The sequence below is a fragment of the Mesorhizobium sp. LNJC394B00 genome (genome assembly GCF_000502555.1).
In the GTDB taxonomy this organism is placed as follows: Bacteria; Pseudomonadota; Alphaproteobacteria; order Rhizobiales; family Rhizobiaceae; genus Mesorhizobium.
Genome location: NZ_AYWH01000003.1, coordinates 122373 through 141827 on the forward strand (window position 1 = coordinate 122373; position 19455 = coordinate 141827).

A 19455-nucleotide genomic window follows, 5' to 3' on the forward strand; every position below is an offset into this window, starting at 1 on the left:
GCCCGTGCGAATGACAGCCAATTATCGAACGTAAAGCTATGCGCTATCTCTGTTTCATCGCAACAAGGAGATGCGCCATGAAAACCCGCAAACTTGGTACTGAACTCGAAGTCTTCCCCGTCGGCCTCGGCTGCATGGGCATGAGCTTCGCATATGGCGGTCAGGCCGAGGTTGACGCAATCGCCACGCTGCGCCGCGCTGTCGAGATCGGCGTGACGTTTTTCGACACCGCCGAAGTCTATGGTCCCTTTGAGAACGAGATCCTTCTCGGCAAGGCGTTGAAGCCGGTGCGCGACAGGGTGACGATCGCCACCAAATTCGGCTTCAAGATTTCCGAGGAAGGCTCAGGCCTCGAACGCATGGTCGGCGTCGATAGCCGCCCGGAGCACGTCAAGGCGGTGGCCGAAGCCTCGCTGAAGCGGCTCGATACCGATGTTATCGACCTCTACTACCAGCACCGCGTCGATCCCGACGTGCCGATAGAGGACACGGTCGGTGCCATGGCCGAGCTGGTGCGCGATGGCAAGGTGCGGGCGCTGGGCCTGTCGGAGGTCAGTGCCGCCACCATCCGCCGGGCGCACGCCGTGCATCCGATCGCTGCCGTGCAGAGTGAGTACTCGCTTTGGAGCCGCGACCCCGAAGACGAAGTGTTCGATGTCTGCCGCGAACTCGGCATCGGCTTCGTCCCCTACAGCCCGCTCGGTCGCGGCCTGCTCACCGGCACCATCGCCAAGCCCGAAGCCCTCAGCGACGACGACTGGCGCCGCACCTTGCCGCGTTTCCAGGCCGACGCCATGGCGGCAAACGCCAAGGTCATTGCGACGCTGGAAAAGCTGGCGGTGGAAAAAGGCGTCACCTCGGCCCAGCTGGCGCTGGCCTGGGTGCTGCACCAGGGCGACTTCATCGTGCCGATCCCCGGCGCAAGAAAGATACGCCATCTCGAGCAGAACACGGCGGCGGTCGGGATCGAGCTGAGCGCGGCTGAGGTCGCGGCGATCGGCGATGCGCTGTCGCCGGACAAGGTGGTTGGCAAGCGCTATACGGAGGAGCTGTTGGCGCTGGTGAATGGGTGAGTGCCTTTACCCTCCCCCTTGTGGGGAGGGTCGATCCGCGAAGCGGNGGGGGGGGGGGGGGGGTCCTCGTGAGGCGCACCCCCACCCCGTCTCTCTGTCTCCGCCTCGCTGCGACAGCGAGCCGACCCTCCCCACAACGGGGAGGGTAAGTCTCACCACGGCACCACCGTAATCTCCGGCCAGCACGCCTTCGCCCTCGCCCCCTTGGCCTCATGCGTGCGCCTGTTATCCATCAGCCGGTTGGGCGTGATGCGAAACGCGAAGAGGTCATCCAGCCCGAACGGCGCCACGACCTCAAGCTGCCCATCGGCATCGTATCGCACCCCGACCGCATGCGTCTTCGAAGCAAAATAGCTCACCGACTCGCTGGAACTCGTATAGCGCGGGCAGGGCTGGCCGAATTTCTGCGGATACCACAGATGCACCCGTGCCTGGTTGCGCACCTCGGCCGGCAGAGCCAGCCCCTCGAAATGCTGCGCGGCTCGACGGATGACCGCGTCCTCGGCCTCGTAGGACAGGTCGCTGTCATCGAAGTAGAAGAGATCGACATCCTTGATGCCGTAGCCCGGCGCCTTGCCGGTCAGATGGTTCCAGATGCTGTTGTAGAGCGCGCCGGACACCACCAGCCAATCCGGCAACGCCAGCGTGCGGGCCCGCTCCAGCGCGTCGCTGACGAGCGCATCCGCCAACACGATGGCGAGAAACGCTTCGCGCTGGGCTTCGAACGGCAGACCGGAATAGCGCAGATGGTCCATCACCCTTTGGAGAGCGATTCGCCACCTGCCGGCAATCCTCAGAAGCAATTCCAGGAAAGTGTGTAGCGGTTTTCCCGGGAAAGCGCGCCGCGCTTTCCCTAAGACGCGCTTTCCCTAAGAATTGCGTGAACTCGAAATACGTAGGGCGGCGTTAGCCGCTCTACGTCCTCAACACGCCGCCCGTTTGCGTGCCGACATTGTCGACGACGCGCTTGGCCAGCGCCTCGAAATCTTCGTCGGTGAGCGTCTTTTCAACCGGCTGGATAGATACTTCGATGGCGATCGACTTCTTGGCGGCGCCAAGCGAAGCTCCTTCGAAGACGTCGAACACCGAAACGCCGGTGATGAGCTTCTTGTCGGCGGCGAGTGCCGCGCGCACCAGCGTGCCGGCTTCTATCGTCTTGTCGACCACGAAGGCGAAATCACGCTTCACTGCCTGGAATGCGGACAGCTCCAGCTTCGGCTTGGTTTTCGTCGGCTTGGCCTTCGGCTCCGGCACGGCGTCGATATAGACCTCGAAGCCGCAGATCGGTCCGGAAACGTCCAACCCCTCCAGCGTCTTCGGGTGGAACTCGCCGAAGGTGCCGAGCACTGTCTTCGGGCCGAGCTTGATCGTGCCGGAGCGGCCGGGATGATACCAGGCCGGACCGCCTGGCTCGATCTGCAGCCTGTCGACCGGCGCGCCGCAGGCTTCCAGCGCTGCAATCGCGTCGGCTTTCGCGTCGAACACGCCGACCGGGCCGGAATTGCCGGCCCAACTGCGGCCGGAACCGTCGAGCTTGGCGGTGCCGCGGCGCACACCGGCGGCAACGCGCCGCTGCTGGTCGGGGCCGTCGCCCTCATAGGTACCGGAGACCTCGAACAGCGCGACATCGCCGATGCCCTTGTCGGCATTGCGCTGCGCGGCGACGATCAGGCCGGGCAACAGCGAGGGCCGCATATCGGACATGTCGGCTGCAATCGGATTGGCGAGCTTCAGCGCCGTCTGGCCGCCGCCGAACAGTTCGGCGTGTTTGGCCGGGATGAACGACCAGGTGAGAACCTCCAGCATGCCCCGCACGGCGAGCGAGCGCTTGGCAGTGCGGGTGCGAACCTGCAGCGTCGTCAGTATCTTGGAGTTGACCGCGTCATGCGCGCCGAGCGGCTGCGGCGCGATGTTGTCGACGCCGTGGATGCGCATCACTTCCTCGACCAGGTCGGCCTTGCCGTCGACGTCAGGACGCCAGGACGGCACAGCGACATCGACGACGTCGCCCGAGCCTGACGGCTTGAAGCCGAGGCGGGTCAGGATGTCGAGGCTTTCCGCCTTCGGCACCTCGATGCCGGTCAGCCGCTTCACTTCCGAGATCGGGAAGGAAACGATCTTCGGCTTGTAGCCGGCATAGCCGACCACCTCCGTCTCGGTCGGCTCTCCGCCGCAGAACTCCAGCACCAGCTTTGTCGCCAGTTCGACGCCGGGCACCATGAATTCCGGGTCGACGCCACGCTCGAAACGGTAACGGGCATCGGTGATGATGCCGAGCGTACGGCCGGTGCGGGCCGTGGTGATCGGATCCCAAAGAGCGGATTCGATCAGCACGTCCGTGGTGTTCTCGTCACAGCCGGAATGCTCGCCGCCCATGACACCGGCGATCGATTCGACGCCATTGTCGTCGGCGATCACGCACATCTGCGGCGTCAGCGTGTATTCGCGCCCGTCGAGCGCCAGCACCTTCTCGCCGTCGCGTGCGCGGCGCACGACGAGATTGCCGGCGACCTTCTTGGCATCGAACACATGCAGCGGCCGGCCACGGTCGAAGGTGACGTAGTTGGTGATGTCGACAAGCGCGCTGATCGGGCGCAAGCCGATGGCGATCAGCCGCTGCTGCAGCCATTTCGGCGACGGCCCGTTCTTCACGCCTTTCACCAGGCGCAGCGCGAAGCCGGGGCAGAGCTCCGGCGCCTCGATGGTCACCTTGACCGGCGTTTCACCTTTGCCAAGGACCGCTTCGACCGGCGCGGTCTTGAGCCGGCCAAGCCCGCTTGCCGCCAGGTCTCGGGCGACGCCGTAAATGCTGGTCGCATCCGGCCGGTTCGGCGTTAGATTGATCTCGATCATCGGATCGTCGAGATGCGCATAGGCGGCGAAGCTGGTGCCGACAGGCGCGTCGGCCGGCAGGTCGATAATGCCGCTATGCTCATCCGACAGTTCCAGCTCGCGCTCGGAGCACATCATGCCATGGCTTTCGACGCCGCGGATTTTGCCGACGGTCAGCGTCACGTCGATGCCGGGCACATACGTGCCAGGCGCGGCGAAGGCGCCGATCAGGCCGGCGCGGGCATTCGGTGCACCGCACACCACCTGGACAGGGGCTGCGCCATTGCCGGTGTCGACGGTCAGCACCCGCAGCCGGTCGGCGTCGGGATGCTGCACCGCCGTCAGCACCTTGGCGATGACGAACGGCTTCAGGCCGGCCTTGTCGTCGACATGCTCGACTTCGAGGCCGATCGAGGTCAGCCTCTCGACGATCTCGTCGAGCGAGGCGTCGCCGTGTTCGGTCCCGATGGGCGGCTGCGCCTGTCGAACCNGCCTTGTCGTCGACATGCTCGACTTCGAGGCCGATCGAGGTCAGCCTCTCGACGATCTCGTCGAGCGAGGCGTCGGTGTCGAGATGATCCTTGAGCCAGGAAAGGGTGAGTTTCATCACTGTATTCCGTTTTGTCTGTACCCGCCCGGACCTTGTCCATCGGGTCTGGGCACGCTTGTCTTCAAATGGCGCGGCAAGTCGTCGGGCATATGCACGAAGGGCAGCTGCTCGCGCACATAGGCATGGTGCGTCGGCCGGAAATAGGCCGGCATGTCCATGGCGCCCAGCCTGAAATAGATGTGGTCTTCCAGCCGCTCGTCGACATAGGCGATAGGCGAGCCGCAAATGCCGCAGAACGAGCGCGTCACCGGCCCGTTCTCGTACATCTTCAGCGCCTTGCCGGTGAAAGCCACCTGCTCGGTCAGGAAGCCGACAAAGGCCGACACCGGCGCGCCGCTGGCGCGCCGGCAATCGCCGCAATGGCAATAGCTGATATGGTGCGGTTCGACTGATGCCTCGAACCGTACCGCGCCGCAGCGGCAGCCACCCGTGTGCGGCGCCGTCATGCGGAAAGACCTCCGAACAGCGTCGGCATGTCGAGCGGCCTGAAACCGTAATGCGACAGCCAGCGCACATCGGCGTCGAAGAAGGCGCGCAGGTCCGGCATGCCGTATTTCAGCATGGCGATGCGGTCGATGCCCATGCCCCAGGCAAAGCCCTGATATTCGTCGGGATCGAGCCCGCCGGCGCGCAGCACATTGGGGTGGACCATGCCGCAGCCGAGGATCTCCATCCAGTCGGAGCCTTCGCCGAATCGCACTTCGCCGGGCCGCGAGCGGTCGCACTGGATGTCGACCTCGAGGCTGGGCTCGGTGAACGGGAAAAAGGACGGCCGGAAGCGCATCTTGACCTGCGGCACCTCGAAGAAAGCCTTGCAGAATTCTTCCAGCACCCACTTCATGTTGGCGACATTGGCCGATTTGTCGATCACCAGCCCCTCGACCTGATGGAACATCGGCGAGTGGGTAGCGTCGGAATCCTGCCGGTAGGTCTTGCCGGGAATGACGATGCGGATCGGCGGCTTCTGCTTCTCCATGGTGCGGATCTGTACCGGCGAGGTGTGCGTGCGCAACAGCTTGCGCTCGCCCTTTTCGTCCGGCTGGAAAAAGAAGGTATCGTGCATCTCGCGCGCCGGATGCCCTTCGGGGAAATTCAGCGCGGTGAAATTGTAATAGTCGCTCTCGACATCGGGACCTTCTGCGATGGCAAAGCCGAGATCGCCGAAGATCGCCGCGATCTCGTCGATGACCTGGCTGATCGGATGGATGCGGCCGCGCTCGGCCGGCGATTGCCGCACCGGCAGCGTCACGTCGACCGTCTCGGCGGCAAGGCGCGCCGTGACCGCCACATCCTTCAGCTCGGCCTTGCGTGTCGTCAGCGCTTCGGTGACGCGGTTCTTCAGGCCGTTGATCGCGGGGCCCTTGACCTGGCGCTCCTCGGCGCTCATCGCGCCCAGTGTCTTCAGCAATTCCGAGATCGACCCCTTTTTGCCGAGAGCCGCGACGCGCACGGCTTCGATAGCAGCCTCATCGGCGGCCGACGCGACGTCGGCCATCAGGGAGTTTTCGAGAGTATCCAAGCCGGTAGCTATGTCGTTCACGGTCAAACTCGCTGTGTTGGGAGTCAACTTTGAGGTGAAAGTCACTTTCAAGTTGAAAGTTCAGCCATAAGAAAAACCCGCGCCAGCCGTGCCAGCGCGGGTTCCCCAATCAGAATTGCGAATGCTGGGAAGCGCTGGGCTCGGAGCCCGATCCCGAAAAGTTGCAGACTTTTCGGAAAGATCGCGCTCCTCGCTAAATTTCCCTGAGCATGATGTTGTCCAAAAAGTCAGCAACTTTTTGGCATCATGCTCTAGGCGACAGCGCTTTCAAAAGCATTCGGGGTGGTGTTCTTCAGATATTCGAGCGCGACCTTGGCCTTGGCCACGAGTGCGGCGAACGCCTGCGGTTCATGGATGGCCATGTCGGACAGGATCTTGCGATCGATCTCGATACCGGACTTGTTGAGGCCGTCGATGAAGCGGCCATAGGTCAGGCCATGCTCGTGCGTCGCGGCGTTGATGCGCTGGATCCATAGCGCGCGGAACGAGCGCTTGCGGTTCTTGCGGTCGCGATACGCATACTGCATCGACTTTTCGACCGCCTGCTTGGCGATGCGAATGGTGTTCTTGCGGCGGCCGTAGAAGCCTTTCGCGGCTTTCAGGACCTTCTTGTGCTTGGCGTGCGAGGTGACGCCTCTTTTTACGCGTGCCATGTCATGATCTCCTTAAACGCTGTTCCTGAAACCGAATGCTCAGAGGCCGTTCGGCAGAAAATTCTTGATGACCTTCTTGCCATCCGGTTCAGCCAGAACCATCGTGCCGCGGGCATTTCGAATGAACTTGTTGGAACGCTTGATCATGCCGTGACGCTTGCCGGCCGCAGCCGACAGGACTTTACCCGTACCTGTGATCTTGAACCGCTTCTTGGCGGCCGATTTGGTCTTCATCTTGGGCATTTTGCTACTCCGTATTGGTGGCGCACAATCGCGCTTCTTGTTCGCTTCGGGCGGACCAAAAGCCCGAAAAGCAAATGAAACCGCCACGGCATGCCCTGCCGGGCGGTTTTCTTGGAACGGCGGTCCTATACGTCAAAGCGGGCTGGCGCGCAACACCCGAGCGGCTGCGACGCTCTGTCCGCGATCAGGGCAGCCTGAACAGCACCGGCAGAATGCCCGATTGCTGGGCGCCATCGATGGTCTCGAACACCGGCAACGCCACCAGAAACACCAGCCCGTCGAGCAAGGTGGTCAGCAAGAGGCGCGGCTTGAAGCTGCCGGTGTCGCCTTCCTGGTAGAGCGACAGCTGGGGGAAGAAACGCGGCACCCGCGCCAGATAGGCTGTGTAGGGCGCGCCGAGAACCTCCTTCAGATACCGTTCCTCGCGCAGGATGACGATGTGGAAGGCGCCGGCGCACAAAAGCGCAAACAGGACGATGCCGGAGAACGAGCCGATCTGCGCCCCGACGCCGGCGGCGGCAACGGTCGAGAACACGTAGAGAGGATTGCGGGTGATCGAATAGGGCCCGCCGGTGACCACTTCGGAGGATTTGCGCCCGCCGATATAGAGTGTCGACCACAAGCGGCCGACGACGCCAAGGAAGATCAGCAGCACGCCGACCATCTCGATCGTTTCATGCACCGGGGTATCGGGCGGGAAGGTCGACTGGCCGAACAGCAGTGCCGCAAAGAGCACCACCACCAGCACCGCAAGCACCATGCGGCGCATGTGCTGGTAGCCGCCCAGCTCCTTGATGGGCGCAGGGTTGATTTCATTGGCCATGTCGGGAATCCGATCGTCGAAAAACTTGCCGGCGATCGCGGCGTCTGGACAGGAGAATAGGCGTCCCGCCGATCGCCGGGACGCCATGAGACAGGATTCAGGCGGATTTAGAGCGCAACGCCCGAACTGATCTAGCGCGGGGCCAGCACCATCATCATCTGGCGGCCTTCCAGCTTCGGCTCGGCTTCGACCTTGGCGATGGTAGCCGTCTCCTCGCGCACCTTGTTCAGGAGCTGCATGCCGAGTTCCATATGCGCCATCTCGCGGCCGCGGAAGCGCAGCGTCAGCTTGACCTTGTCGCCTTCCTCGAAAAAGCGCCGCACGGCCTTCATCTTGGTTTCGTAGTCATGGCTGTCGATGTTCGGGCGCATCTTGATCTCCTTGATCTCGATGACCTTCTGGTTCTTGCGCGCCTCGGCCGCCTTCTTCTGGTTGGCGTATTTCAATTTGCCGAGATCGAGAATTTTGACGACAGGCGGCACCGCATTGGGCGAGATCTCGACCAGATCGAGCCCTGCCTCTTCGGCGAGCAGCAATGCGTCGTTGATGGAAATATCGCCGCGGTTCTGGCCATCGGCGTCGATCAGCTGGACCCGGGGCACCCGGATATCACGGTTGGAGCGCGGGCCATCTTTGGTGGGCGCCGCTGCTTTGAAAGGTCTGCGAATGGTCGTGGTCTCCTTGGCCGTTTCGTTCAGGGTTTCAATCTAGAATGTTCAGGACGCGCCAATGTGGTGAGCGCGCGGGCGGAGTCAATAGCACAGCGCTGACAGAAAATCACCCTGATCGCAGGCCTGCACCAAACAAAGGATGTCGCGAGCACTTTCCGCCTCGCCTGTGCCTGTGTCAAAAGACCGGCGAGTAAAATCAGGCTCCCACAATCAGGCCCCCAGAACCAGGATTGATCCACAGCCATGACCGCGACCACCCCAACCCTGCTGGATGTCGACGGCATCGATATCGCGGTTCGCCATTCCTCGGGCGCAACGCCCGGCGTCGTCTGGCTCGGCGGCTACAAATCCGACATGCTGGGCACGAAGGCGCAAACGCTGTCGGATTGGGCGGCCAGGGAAGGCCGCGCATATCTGCGCCACGACTATTCCGGCCATGGCGAATCCGGCGGCGCCTTTGCCGACGGTACTATCTCGAAATGGCTTGGCGAGAGCCTCGCCGCCTTCCGGCGTTTCACCGAGGGCAAGCAAATCCTGGTCGGCTCGTCGATGGGCGCCTGGATCGCGCTGCGCATGGTGCAGGAAATGCGCAAGGCGGGCGACAGCAATGTGGTTGGCCTGGTGCTGCTCGCGCCGGCGCCGGATTTCACCGCCGAGCTGGTCGAGCCGGCTCTGACGGAGGAACAGAGGCGCGACCTCCGGGAGAAAGGCTTTTTCGAAGAACCTTCGGACTATTCCGCCGAGCCTTACATCTACACAAGCGCGCTGATCGAGGACGGCAGGGCGAACCGGGTCATGACCGGGCCGATCGATACCCATTGCCCCGTCCACATCCTGCAGGGTCTGGCCGACGCCGACGTGCCGGCAAGCCATGCGCTGAAGCTGGTCTCGCTGCTGCCAGCCGACGACGTCACCTTGTCGCTCATTCCCGACGGCGACCACCGCCTGTCGCGGCCGCAGGATCTCGACATGCTGCTGAGGGCGGTGGGCGACATGGTTCAGCGGGCGGGGTAGGCAAGAATGCGCATTTCCATCCCGATATCCGCCTTTGTCGCGGCAATCGTCGGCTTCGGCGGCACGCTCGCCGTCGTCATTGCCGCCGCCAAGGCGGTTGGCGCCACCCAGGCCGAGACCGCGAGCTGGGTGACAGCAGTGTGCGTGGCGATGGCGATCGAATGCCTGTGGCTGTCCTGGCGCACGAAAATGCCCATCATCACCGCCTGGTCGACACCAGGCCTGGCGCTGATGGCGGCATCGAGCGGCTTTACCATGGCCGATGCGGTCGGCGCCTTCATCGTCACCGGCCTAATGTTGATCGCCACCGGCCTGTTCAAGCCGCTGACCCAGCTTATATCAAGGATACCGACGTCGGTCGCGTCCGGCATGCTGGCCGGCATCGTCGTCACCTTCGCGCTCAATGCCGTCAAGACCATTCCGGTCGACCCCTGGTTGATCCTGCCGCTGATCGCGGCCTTCTTCGTCATTCGCCTGTTCAACCCGGCGCTGTCGGTGCTGGCGGTGCTGATCGGCGGCGGCATCGCCGCCTTCCTGACAGGCCGCGTCGGCGGACTGCCGGCGCCGGAACTGTCGACGCTGACGCTGATTGCCCCGCATTTCAGCGCCGCAGCTGTCATCGGCCTGGCGCTGCCGCTCTACCTCGTCACCATGGCGTCGCAGAACCTGTCGGGTCTCGCCGTCTTGCGCGCCGCCGGCTATCACCCCGAACCCGGCCCGCTGATCGGCGTCACCGGCCTGTTCTCGCTGCTGTCGGCGCCGTTTGGCGGCTCGACCACCAATCTGGCCGCGATCTCTGCGGCGATCTGCACCGGGCCGGACGTCCATCCCGACCCGGCCGAGCGCTGGAAGACCGGACCCTTCTATGCACTTGCCTATCTGATCTTCGCGGTTTTCGGCGCCTCGCTGGTGGCGATCTTCGCAGTGCTGCCGCAAAGCCTGATCGTGCTGGTGGCCGGCCTGGCGTTGATGGGGTCGCTGGCCAACGCGCTGGCGATCGCGCTCAAGGACGAGGACCAGCGCATGGCGGCTACTGTCACCTTCGTTGTCACCGCGTCGGGGCTGACTTTGTTCGGCGTTGGCGCCGCCTTCTGGGGCTTGGTCGCCGGCCTGGTCGTGCTTTTCCTCGAAGCGGTCAAAAAGCGATAATCAATTCAGGACCTTGTCCGGTTTTGGCGGACGTTGTCTTGAATCGCCGTTTTTCTCATCCCATTTCGAATCCACGCAGCCGCTCTTGGCTGTCTCCAACCGAAGGAATGGGAGAAAATGAACACATCCGCATTGATCCGCCCGGCCTGGACGCCGGCGACCATCGCGCTGATGGTGATCGGCTTCATGGTGTTCTGGCCGCTTGGCTTCGCCATGCTCGCCTACATCATCTGGGGCGACCGGCTTGACGGCTTCAAGCGCGACGTCAACCGGGCCACCGACGGCATCTTCGCCGGCTGCCGTCGCGGTTCCGACAAGGCCGCGCGCTGGGGCCACGGTTCGGCCCGCACCGGCAATGTCGCTTTCGACGACTGGCGCGAGAAGGAACTCGAACGCCTCGCCGAAGAGCGTCGCAAGCTCGATGAGATGCTGAGCGAGTTCGACGAGTACGCCCGCGAATTGCGCCGCGCCAAGGACCAGGACGAGTTCGACCGCTTCATGGCCAACCGCAACAAGTCGACAGCGCCTGCGAAGACAGGCTCGGCCGAAACGGCCAAGCCCGCGACGCCCAAGCGCAAGGGCCCGAACCTGCTTGACGACTGAGGCTGCGCGCATGACCCCGAAAATCGAAACCGATTTTCGGAAAGGTTCATGCGCCCAATTAGAGTGCTACAGCGTCCTTTGCGCGTCAGAGACGCGCGGCGCTCTAAGACAGGCCTTGGCATGATGGACGGCGTCGCGCGAGCGGCGCCGTTTCTTTTTTGTTCTGGTCGTTTTCCTCGAATCGCGTATCGTTCAGCCATGTCCTTCGGCTTTTTCCGCAACCTGACCAAACCAAAACCCTCGCCTGTCGAAGAGCGAGAGCACGTCGTTGCCGGCCGCACACTGCCGCTCAGGATCGTCGAGAGCGCCCGCGCACGGCGGCTGACGCTGCGCATCGATTCGGGCGGCCAGGGGCTGCGCATCACCGTGCCGCCGGGCCTGCGCCGCGGCGAGGTGGAGAAATTCCTTCACCGCCATCAGGGCTGGCTGGAGCAGCGTCTGGCCAAGGTCCCGACACGGCCGCAAGTGCGCCCCGGCATCAAGATCCCGATACGCGGCGTCGCGCATCGCATCGTCCACGAACCGTCGAAACGCGGCACCGTCACCGTGTCGCGCGACGAGCGCGGTCCGCTGCTGATCGTCCATGGCGAGCGCATACATTTGCCGCGCCGCATCGCCGATTTCCTCAGGCGCGAGGCCAAGAAGGACATCGAGAAGCTGGTGGTCAAGCATACCGAGGCCATCGGCAAGCGCGCCAAGGCTATCCGCTTCAAGGACACGTCGAGCCGCTGGGGCTCCTGCACTTCCGACGGCAATTTGTCCTTCTCATGGCGCATTATGATGGCGCCGACGCCGGTGATAAACTACTTGGTCGCGCATGAGGTGGCGCATCTCAAGGAGATGAACCACGGCCCGAAATTCTGGAAACTGTGCGAGCAGCTCTGCCCCGACACCGACCGCTGCAAGGACTGGCTGAAGAGGAATGGTGGGGCGTTGCAGGCGATTGTGTTCGATTAGCCTGCGCCAGCGCCGCGCTCAATCATCATTGGCCGCATTAAGCTCTTCAGGCCGCAGCCCTTCGTCGCCATGGCGCGGCCATGGCAGGAAATTCTGCTCGAACGCATCGCTGCCGAAATAATCCAGGACCCGGTGCGCTTCCGCCCCGTCGAAGGCGGCCTTTTGCATCAGATGGGCGATGACGTCGCGCGCTTGCGCGATCTTCTGCCTGAGTTCGGCTATGCTCTGGTCGGCCATTCGTCTGCTCCGCCTTGCTTCTCCCATCAATAGGTAGCGCCTTTGGCGTTGCCGGCAAACAGCATGCTTTTTCTCGACTCTTGGCCGGTTTCGTGCCAATCCCCGCGCCATGGCGCTCGATATCAAGATCTGTGGATTGAAGACCGATGAGGCAATGGCCGCGGCCCTGGCCGGCGGCGCCAGCCATGTCGGCTTCATCTTCTTTGCTAAAAGCCCGCGCTATGTCGAGCCTGCGGCAGCCGGCCGCCTGCGCGAGGCGGCAATCGGCAAGGCCAGGGCGGTCGCCGTGACGGTCGATGCCGATGACGCGTTCCTGGATGAGATCGTCGCAAAGATGCGCCCCGACATGCTGCAGTTGCACGGCACGGAGACGCCCGAGCGGGTGGCCGAGGTGAAAGCTCGCTACGGCCTGCCTGTCATGAAGGTGTTCTCCGTCAGTGAGGTAGCCGATCTCGAGCGGCTAAAGCCGTTCATCGGCGTTGCCGATCGCTTCATGTTCGATGCCAAGCCACCAAAGGGCTCGCAACTTCCGGGCGGCAATGGCGTCGCCTTTGACTGGCGCATCCTGGCCGGCCTTGACGCCGGGCTCGATTACATGCTTTCCGGTGGGCTCAACGCCGCCAATATCGGCGACGCCCTGATATCAGCCAATCCGCCCGCGATAGACATTTCGTCGGGGGTGGAAAGCGGCCCGGGCGTCAAGGATCCGGCGCTGATCGAGCAGTTCTTCCGGGCCGTCAGGGCCGCGCGCGACGACCGCGCTGCCTGAGGCACTTCTTTCGAACCCGAGCATGTTCCGGAGAAGTGGGAACCGGTTTTCCGATAAGACATGCTCAGAACCAAGACCAGGAGATCGGCGATGAACAAGCCGGCGACACCCAATTCCTTCCGCACGGGACCCGACGAACAGGGCATGTTCGGCATCTTCGGGGGCCGCTTCGTGGCCGAGACGCTGATGCCGCTGATCCTCGACCTCGAACGGCACTGGAACGAGGTCAAGAACGATCCGGACTTCAAGGCCGAACTGACCGACCTGTCGACCCATTATGCCGGTCGGCCATCAAAGCTGTATTTCGCCGAAGGGCTCACAAAACACCTTCGTGAGGTTTCCTCGGCGAAGGGCCTCGGGGGCGGCGCCAAAGTCTACTTCAAGCGCGAGGATTTGAACCACACCGGTTCGCACAAGATCAACAACTGCCTCGGCCAGATCCTGCTGGCCAAGCGCATGGGCAAGAAGCGCATCATCGCCGAGACGGGCGCTGGTCAGCACGGCGTTGCCGCGGCCACGGTCGCGGCGCGCTTCGGCTTTCCCTGCGTCGTTTATATGGGCGCCACCGATGTCGCCCGCCAAAGCCCCAACGTCTTCCGCATGAAGCTGCTCGGCGCCGAAGTGCGGCCGGTGACCGCCGGTCACGGCACGCTGAAGGACGCCATGAACGAAGCGTTGCGCGACTGGGTCACCAATGTCGAGGACACTTATTACCTGATCGGCACTGCCGCCGGCCCGCATCCCTATCCGGAGCTGGTGCGCGACTTCCAGTCGGTGATCGGCATCGAGGCGCGCGCCCAGATCCTCGAACAGGAAGGCCGGCTACCCGACACCATCATCGCGGCTGTCGGCGGCGGCTCGAACGCCATCGGCCTGTTCCATCCGTTCCTGGATGACAAAGAAGTCCGCATCATCGGCATCGAAGCCGGCGGCCGCGGCCTTGACGGCATCGAGCATTGCGCCTCGATGAATGCCGGCGCGCCCGGCGTGCTGCACGGCAACCGCACCTATCTCTTGCAGAACGCCGACGGCCAGATCCTCGACGGCCATTCGATCTCAGCCGGCCTCGACTATCCCGGCGTCGGCCCCGAACATTCCTGGCTGCGCGATTCCGGCCGCGTCGAATATGTGCCGATCCTCGACGACGAGGCGCTGGAAGCCTTCAAGCTGACGACGCGCGTCGAAGGCATCATCCCGGCGCTGGAATCCGCCCACGCCATCGCGCATGCGGTGAAGATCGTGCCTGATATGGACAAGGACCAGATCGTCATCGTCAACCTGTCGGGACGCGGCGACAAGGATGTGCACACAGTGGCCTCGATGCTGGGCATGGAGATCTGATCATGGTGACCCGCATCGACCGCCGCATGGCAAAACTGAAAGCCGAGGGCCGCCCGGCGCTCGTCACCTATTTCATGAGCGGCGACCCCGACTATGACACCGCTTTGTCGATCATGAAGGCGCTGCCCAAGGCCGGCGCCGACATCATCGAAATGGGCATGCCGTTTTCCGATCCGATGGCCGATGGACCGGCGATCCAGGCCGCTGGCCTGCGGGCGCTGAAAGGTGGCCAGACCCTGGTCAAGACGCTGAAGACGGCGGCTGATTTCCGCGCCACCGACAATGAAACGCCGATCGTGCTGATGGGCTACTACAACCCGATCTACATCTACGGTGTCGATCGCTTCCTCAAGGACGCCATCGCCAGCGGCATTGACGGGCTGATCGTCGTCGACCTGCCACCGGAGATGGACGAAGAACTCTGCATTCCGGCGCTGAAGGCCGGCATCAACTTCATCCGCTTGGCAACGCCGACCACCGACGACAAGCGCCTGCCCAAGGTGCTGCAGAATACGTCGGGCTTCGTCTATTACGTGTCGATGACCGGCATCACCGGCTCGGCTTTGGCCGACACCGGCAAGGTTGCCGCCGCGGTCAAGCGCATCAAGGGCCACACCAATCTGCCGGTCTGCGTCGGCTTCGGCGTCAAGACCGCCGAGCAGGCGCGCATTATCGGCGCCAATGCCGATGGCGTCGTCGTCGGCACCGCGATCGTCAACGCGGTCGCCAATGTGTTGGGACCGAAGGGCGAGAAGACCGCCGACCCGGCCGAGGCCGTCGCCACCCTGGTCAGCGGACTGTCTCAGGGCGTGCGTTCGGCCCGCCTTGCTGCTGCCGAATAGTTTCCCTACTTAGGCCTTGTGCAAGTCGTTATCCCAAAACCGGTTCCCACTTTTGGGCGACATGCACGAGCCAACTCTTCGTCAGGACAGGAGCCGAAGCGATGAACTGGATCACCAATTACGTTCGCCCGAGGATCAATTCGATGCTCGGTCGGCGCACCGACATGCCCGAGAATCTCTGGATCAAGGATCCCGAGACCGGCGAGATGGTGTTTCACAAGGACCTGGAATCCAACCAGTTCGTCATCCCGTCATCGGGCCATCACATGAAGATTTCGGCCAAGGAACGGCTGAAATTCTTCCTCGACGACGGCAAATACGAGCAGCTTGAGAACCCCAAGGTCATGCAGGACCCGCTCAAGTTCCGCGACGAGAAGCGCTACACGGACCGGCTGAAGGACGCCAAGGCCAAGACCGGCCTGGAAGACGCCATCATCAACGCGCTGGGCACGGTCAAAGGCCTGCCGGTTGTGGTGACGGTGCAGGATTTCGCCTTCATGGGCGGCTCGCTCGGCATGGCCGCGGGTGACGCCATTGTGCACGGTTTCGAGGTCGCCTTGCAGCGCAAGCGGCCGCTGATCCTGTTTGCCGCCTCCGGTGGCGCGCGCATGCAGGAAGGCATTCTGTCCCTGATGCAGTTACCGCGCACCACGATCGGCGTCGACCGGCTGAAGGAAGCCGGCCTGCCATACATCGTCGTCTTGACCAACCCGACCACCGGCGGCGTTACCGCCTCCTACGCCATGCTGGGAGACGTCCACATTGCCGAGCCCGGCGCGCTGATCGGCTTTGCCGGCCCGCGCGTCATCGAGCAGACCATCCGGGAGAAACTGCCGGACGGTTTCCAGCGCTCCGAATATCTGATGGAGCACGGCATGGTCGATATGGTGGTGTCGCGGCTGGAACTGCGCGAGACGATTTCACGGCTGTTGAAAATCCTGCTCAAACTGCCGCAGGAGCAAAAGCCGCTGGAGCCGGAAATCCTGCCGCCGTCGGTCATCCCGACGGAAGCCCGCCCGCAAGCCTGACGCGACATTTCTGGCCGCAAACCGCGATTGCGTGCACCTGCGCGCATGCGTAGGATTCGCTCATGACAACGCTTGCCGCAGATCGTGAAATCGAAGCCCTGATGGCGCTGCATCCGAAAGGCTTCGACCTTTCGCTCGACCGCATCACAAGGCTGCTCGAACGCCTCGGCAATCCGCAGGAGCGGCTGCCGCCGGTCATCCATATCGCCGGCACCAACGGTAAGGGCTCGTGCGCGGCCTTTTCGCGCGCGCTGCTCGAAGCCGGCGGCCACCTTGTCCATGTCCACACTTCGCCGCATCTGGTGAACTGGGCCGAGCGCTACCGGCTGGCGGCCGAGGGCGGCGGCCGGCTGGTCGACGACGAGACCTTCGCCGAGGCCATCGCCCGCGTCGCCCGGGCCAATGCCGGCCAGAAGATCACCGTCTTCGAAATCCTAACCGCCGTCACCTTCATCCTGTTTTCCGAGCATCCGGCTGCCGCCGCCATCATCGAGGTCGGCCTTGGCGGCCGCTTCGACGCCACCAATGTCGTTGCCCGGCCGGCGGTGTCGGTGATCATGCCGGTGTCGATGGATCACGAAGCCTATCTCGGCGACCGGGTCGAACTGATCGCCGCCGAAAAGGCCGGCATCATGAAGCGCGGCTGCCCGGTGGTCATCGGCGCGCAGGAGAGCGAGACGGCGCTGCAAGTGCTGATCGAAACCGCCGAGCGGCTGGATTGCCCGACCTTCGTCTACGGCCAGGATTTTCTCGCCTTCGAGGAAAACGGCCGCATGGTCTATCAGGATGAGGACGGGCTGATGGACCTGCCGCCACCGCGCCTGCCCGGGCGCCACCAGTTCGCCAATGCGGCGGCAGCGATTGCCGCCGTCAAGGCCACCGGTTTCGAAATCAGTCATCGCGCCACTGAGAAGGCGATGGCGAGCGTCGCATGGCCGGGCCGCATGCAGAAACTGGTACAGGGCCGGCTGATGGAGCTGGCGCCCAAGGGCGCCGACATCTGGCTCGACGGCGGCCACAATCCGGGCGCCGGCATGGTCATTGCCGAGGCGCTGGCCGAGCAGGAGGAAAAGAACCCGCGGCCGCTGTTTCTGATCTCCGGCATGATCAACACCAAGGACCAGAGCGGCTACTTCCACGCCTTCAAGGGCCTGGCTCGGCACGTCTACACCGTGCCGGTGAGCATGAGCGATGCCGGCGTGCCGAATGACGAGCTGGCGGTGCGGGCGACCGAAGCCGGCCTCACGGCCGAACCGGTCAGTTCCGTCGCCAGTGCGCTGATGCTGCTGCGCGACACCTGGGACGGGCCGGCGCCACGCATCCTGATCGGGGGGTCGTTATATCTCGCCGGCGCGGTGCTGGCCGAAAACGGCACGCCGCCAACCTGAAGCCATTTCACTGCGAGGAGCCCATCATGATCAAGGTCAAGCAACTCGCCCATCTGCATCTTCGCGCATGATCTGGAGGCGACGCGAAGCTTCTACCGCGACGTGCTTGGCCTCGACACGCAGTTCAATTTCCTGCGCGACGACAAGGTCTTCGGCTTCTACCTCAATTGCGGCGGCCGCAGCCATGTCGAGGTGTTCCAGAAGGACGGCACTGCATACAGCGAGCAGAACCAGATCAACCATTTCTGCCTGGAAGTCGAAGATCTCGACGCGGCGATCGCCCATATCAAATCGAAGGGCATCGACGTCACCGCCAAGAAGCACGCCTGCGACGACACTTTTCAGGCCTGGATCCGCGACCCCAACGGCGTGAAGATCGAGCTGTTCGAATACACCGCAAAAAGCGCGCAATTTACCGGAGGCGACCGCATCGCCGACTGGTAGTATTTTGGCCCGGGGAATCTATCGGGCGGTTGCCCCTCGGGCAGAAGCCCCGATATGCTTGGCCAAGCATGGAGGCAAGCTCGAATGGTTGTGAAGTGTCTTGTTACCGTCGACAACGACCCGCCGGAGGAGCTGATATTTGAATATGCTCCGCGGGTCGGCGATCATGTGATGTTACCGGGAGCCATCGAGCCACCGCACCCAATTGTTCGAGTGGCCCACAGACCGACGCGCCCCAATGATGCATCCGGCCAGCCCAGTGTCGCGTATTTCGTAAGCCGAGAGACGTTTCTCTATCGTGTGTATACGGGCGCTATAGAGGGATATGGGCAGGTCCTGAAGCCCGCGACCGGACGGAAGCCCGGCAAGCCTAGGCAGGCCAAAAAAACCGTGGCTCAAACTAAATAGACATCGGCGGCCGCGGCACCAGTCTGAGGCCTATTTCAGCTCGATCTCGATGAAGGCGTATTCGCCGTCATTGGCGCTGATGACGTCGTGCTCGACGCCTTCCTTGCGGAAGTAGGGCGCGCCCTTCTTCATTTCAGCAAAACTCTCGCCGTCCTTGGTCACCAGCTTCACCTTGCCGTCCATCAGCGGCACCACGACGTAGTCATGGCGATGCCGGTGCCAGCCGGTGTTGTCGCCGGGCTGGAAGCGGTATTCGGTGACGATGACGCGCTCATTGTCGATGAAGACGGTGGCCTTGGCGGATCCGGTCATTCTGTTTCTCCCTGTCCTGCCTCAAGCAGATGACATGGAGTGCGCCGATGCGAGGGCCAGAGGCGGCCGGGCGATGACGCCAAAGAAAAAGCCCGGCGCGAGGGCCGGGCTTCGATCTCGGGAACTAATGCAGGTCGCCCAAAAGTGGTCCCGGTTTTGGGAGGACGACATGCATCAAAACAAAGCCAGATCAGGCGAGGCTGCCATTGATCCAGTGCGACAGCGCGGTCTTCGGCGCGGCGCCGACCTTCATGTCGGCGACTTCGCCGCCCTTGAAGATCATCAGCGTCGGGATCGAGCGCACGCCGAATTGGGCGGCAAGCTCGGGGTTCTCGTCGATGTTCAGCTTGGCGATCTTGATCTTGTCGCCGAGTTCGTTGGCGATCTCTTCCAGCGACGGACCGATCATCTTGCAGGGGCCGCACCATTCGGCCCAGAAATCCACGACGACGGGCTGCGAGGCGTTGAGCACATCGGCCTGGAAATTGCTCTTGTCGACCTTGACGGTGGCCATACGA

At 63.2% G+C, this 19455-nt stretch carries 22 protein-coding genes; 11 read left to right on the plus strand and 11 right to left on the minus strand.

Features of this window, described 5'->3' with window-relative positions; translation table 11 throughout:
* Positions 1-77 precede the first annotated feature (77 nt).
* A complete protein-coding gene (locus X751_RS149145; RefSeq protein ID WP_023744907.1) occupies positions 78-1073 on the plus strand; it encodes an aldo/keto reductase in 996 nt (331 codons plus the stop codon).
* A 152-nt stretch (positions 1074-1225) separates the two neighbouring features.
* On the opposite strand, the gene X751_RS149140 is transcribed toward X751_RS149145, so the two are convergent.
* The 8 genes from X751_RS149140 to infC all read right to left on the minus strand — a co-directional run bounded on the left by X751_RS149140 (position 1226) and on the right by infC (position 8442).
* Positions 1226-1828, minus strand: a complete 603-nt coding sequence (locus X751_RS149140) for a nucleotidyltransferase family protein (protein ID WP_023744908.1) — start codon at positions 1826-1828, stop codon at positions 1226-1228.
* A 160-nt stretch (positions 1829-1988) separates the two neighbouring features.
* Positions 1989-4412 carry a phenylalanine--tRNA ligase subunit beta gene (gene pheT / locus X751_RS149135; protein ID WP_023744909.1) on the minus strand — a complete coding sequence of 808 codons (2424 nt, stop codon included), beginning with the start codon at positions 4410-4412 and terminating at the stop codon, positions 1989-1991.
* Between the two features lie 99 nt (positions 4413-4511).
* The gene (locus X751_RS149130) at positions 4512-4961 is read right to left on the minus strand and encodes a GFA family protein (protein ID WP_023744910.1); all 450 of its coding nucleotides are present in this window, start codon (positions 4959-4961) and stop codon (positions 4512-4514) included.
* Complete coding sequence (gene pheS, locus X751_RS149125; RefSeq protein WP_032891898.1) at positions 4958-6010, minus strand: phenylalanine--tRNA ligase subunit alpha; 1053 nt, start codon at positions 6008-6010, stop codon at positions 4958-4960. The genes X751_RS149130 and pheS overlap by 4 nt, the downstream gene beginning before the upstream one ends.
* 296 nt (positions 6011-6306) lie before the next feature.
* Complete coding sequence (rplT, locus tag X751_RS149120) at positions 6307-6708, minus strand: 50S ribosomal protein L20 (RefSeq protein WP_023672281.1); 402 nt, start codon at positions 6706-6708, stop codon at positions 6307-6309.
* A gap of 39 nt (positions 6709-6747) precedes the next feature.
* Positions 6748-6951: a 50S ribosomal protein L35 gene (rpmI, locus tag X751_RS149115; RefSeq protein ID WP_006201248.1), complete on the minus strand. Its 204-nt coding sequence runs from the start codon at positions 6949-6951 to the stop codon at positions 6748-6750.
* A gap of 184 nt (positions 6952-7135) precedes the next feature.
* On the minus strand, positions 7136-7774 hold the full coding sequence (locus X751_RS149110) for an isoprenylcysteine carboxylmethyltransferase family protein (RefSeq protein WP_023681388.1): 639 nt from the start codon (positions 7772-7774) through the stop codon (positions 7136-7138).
* A 131-nt stretch (positions 7775-7905) separates the two neighbouring features.
* Complete coding sequence (infC, locus tag X751_RS01000000163835; protein WP_023744911.1) at positions 7906-8442, minus strand: translation initiation factor IF-3; 537 nt, start codon at positions 8440-8442, stop codon at positions 7906-7908.
* Positions 8443-8688: 246 nt separating this feature from the next.
* Here infC and X751_RS149105 point away from each other — a divergent pair, with 246 nt between their 5' ends.
* The 4 genes from X751_RS149105 (at position 8689) to X751_RS149090 (ending at position 12168) form a co-directional block, all read left to right on the plus strand.
* Entirely contained in the window at positions 8689-9459 is a 771-nt protein-coding gene (locus tag X751_RS149105; protein ID WP_023744912.1) for an alpha/beta hydrolase, read from the plus strand.
* A gap of 6 nt (positions 9460-9465) precedes the next feature.
* Positions 9466-10608, plus strand: a complete 1143-nt coding sequence (locus tag X751_RS149100; RefSeq protein WP_023672285.1) for a benzoate/H(+) symporter BenE family transporter — start codon at positions 9466-9468, stop codon at positions 10606-10608.
* Between the two features lie 117 nt (positions 10609-10725).
* The gene (locus X751_RS149095; RefSeq protein WP_023672286.1) at positions 10726-11211 is read left to right on the plus strand and encodes a DUF2852 domain-containing protein; all 486 of its coding nucleotides are present in this window, start codon (positions 10726-10728) and stop codon (positions 11209-11211) included.
* Positions 11212-11409: 198 nt separating this feature from the next.
* A complete protein-coding gene (locus tag X751_RS149090) occupies positions 11410-12168 on the plus strand; it encodes a M48 family metallopeptidase (RefSeq protein ID WP_023681391.1) in 759 nt (252 codons plus the stop codon).
* 18 nt (positions 12169-12186) lie between these two features.
* On the opposite strand, the gene X751_RS149085 is transcribed toward X751_RS149090, so the two are convergent.
* A complete protein-coding gene (locus X751_RS149085; RefSeq protein ID WP_023672288.1) occupies positions 12187-12405 on the minus strand; it encodes a hypothetical protein in 219 nt (72 codons plus the stop codon).
* Between the two features lie 109 nt (positions 12406-12514).
* Here X751_RS149085 and X751_RS149080 point away from each other — a divergent pair, with 109 nt between their 5' ends.
* The 6 genes from X751_RS149080 (at position 12515) to X751_RS01000000163840 (ending at position 18217) form a co-directional block, all read left to right on the plus strand.
* Entirely contained in the window at positions 12515-13174 is a 660-nt protein-coding gene (locus tag X751_RS149080; RefSeq protein ID WP_023681392.1) for a phosphoribosylanthranilate isomerase, read from the plus strand.
* Positions 13175-13264: 90 nt separating this feature from the next.
* A complete protein-coding gene (gene trpB / locus X751_RS149075; protein ID WP_023681393.1) occupies positions 13265-14515 on the plus strand; it encodes a tryptophan synthase subunit beta in 1251 nt (416 codons plus the stop codon).
* A gap of 2 nt (positions 14516-14517) precedes the next feature.
* Complete coding sequence (gene trpA / locus X751_RS149070; RefSeq protein WP_023693067.1) at positions 14518-15357, plus strand: tryptophan synthase subunit alpha; 840 nt, start codon at positions 14518-14520, stop codon at positions 15355-15357.
* A 101-nt stretch (positions 15358-15458) separates the two neighbouring features.
* On the plus strand, positions 15459-16385 hold the full coding sequence (gene accD, locus X751_RS149065; protein ID WP_023672292.1) for an acetyl-CoA carboxylase, carboxyltransferase subunit beta: 927 nt from the start codon (positions 15459-15461) through the stop codon (positions 16383-16385).
* Between the two features lie 62 nt (positions 16386-16447).
* Positions 16448-17773, plus strand: a complete 1326-nt coding sequence (locus X751_RS149060) for a folylpolyglutamate synthase/dihydrofolate synthase family protein (RefSeq protein WP_023672293.1) — start codon at positions 16448-16450, stop codon at positions 17771-17773.
* Between the two features lie 102 nt (positions 17774-17875).
* Positions 17876-18217, plus strand: a complete 342-nt coding sequence (locus X751_RS01000000163840; protein WP_245265778.1) for a VOC family protein — start codon at positions 17876-17878, stop codon at positions 18215-18217.
* A 438-nt stretch (positions 18218-18655) separates the two neighbouring features.
* On the opposite strand, the gene X751_RS149055 is transcribed toward X751_RS01000000163840, so the two are convergent.
* Positions 18656-18937 (minus strand): cupin domain-containing protein, encoded by a 282-nt coding sequence (locus X751_RS149055; protein WP_023672296.1) that lies wholly within the window; start codon positions 18935-18937, stop codon positions 18656-18658.
* Positions 18938-19127: 190 nt separating this feature from the next.
* Positions 19128-19451: a thioredoxin gene (trxA, locus tag X751_RS149050; protein ID WP_023672297.1), complete on the minus strand. Its 324-nt coding sequence runs from the start codon at positions 19449-19451 to the stop codon at positions 19128-19130.
* Positions 19452-19455: the final 4 nt, after the last annotated feature.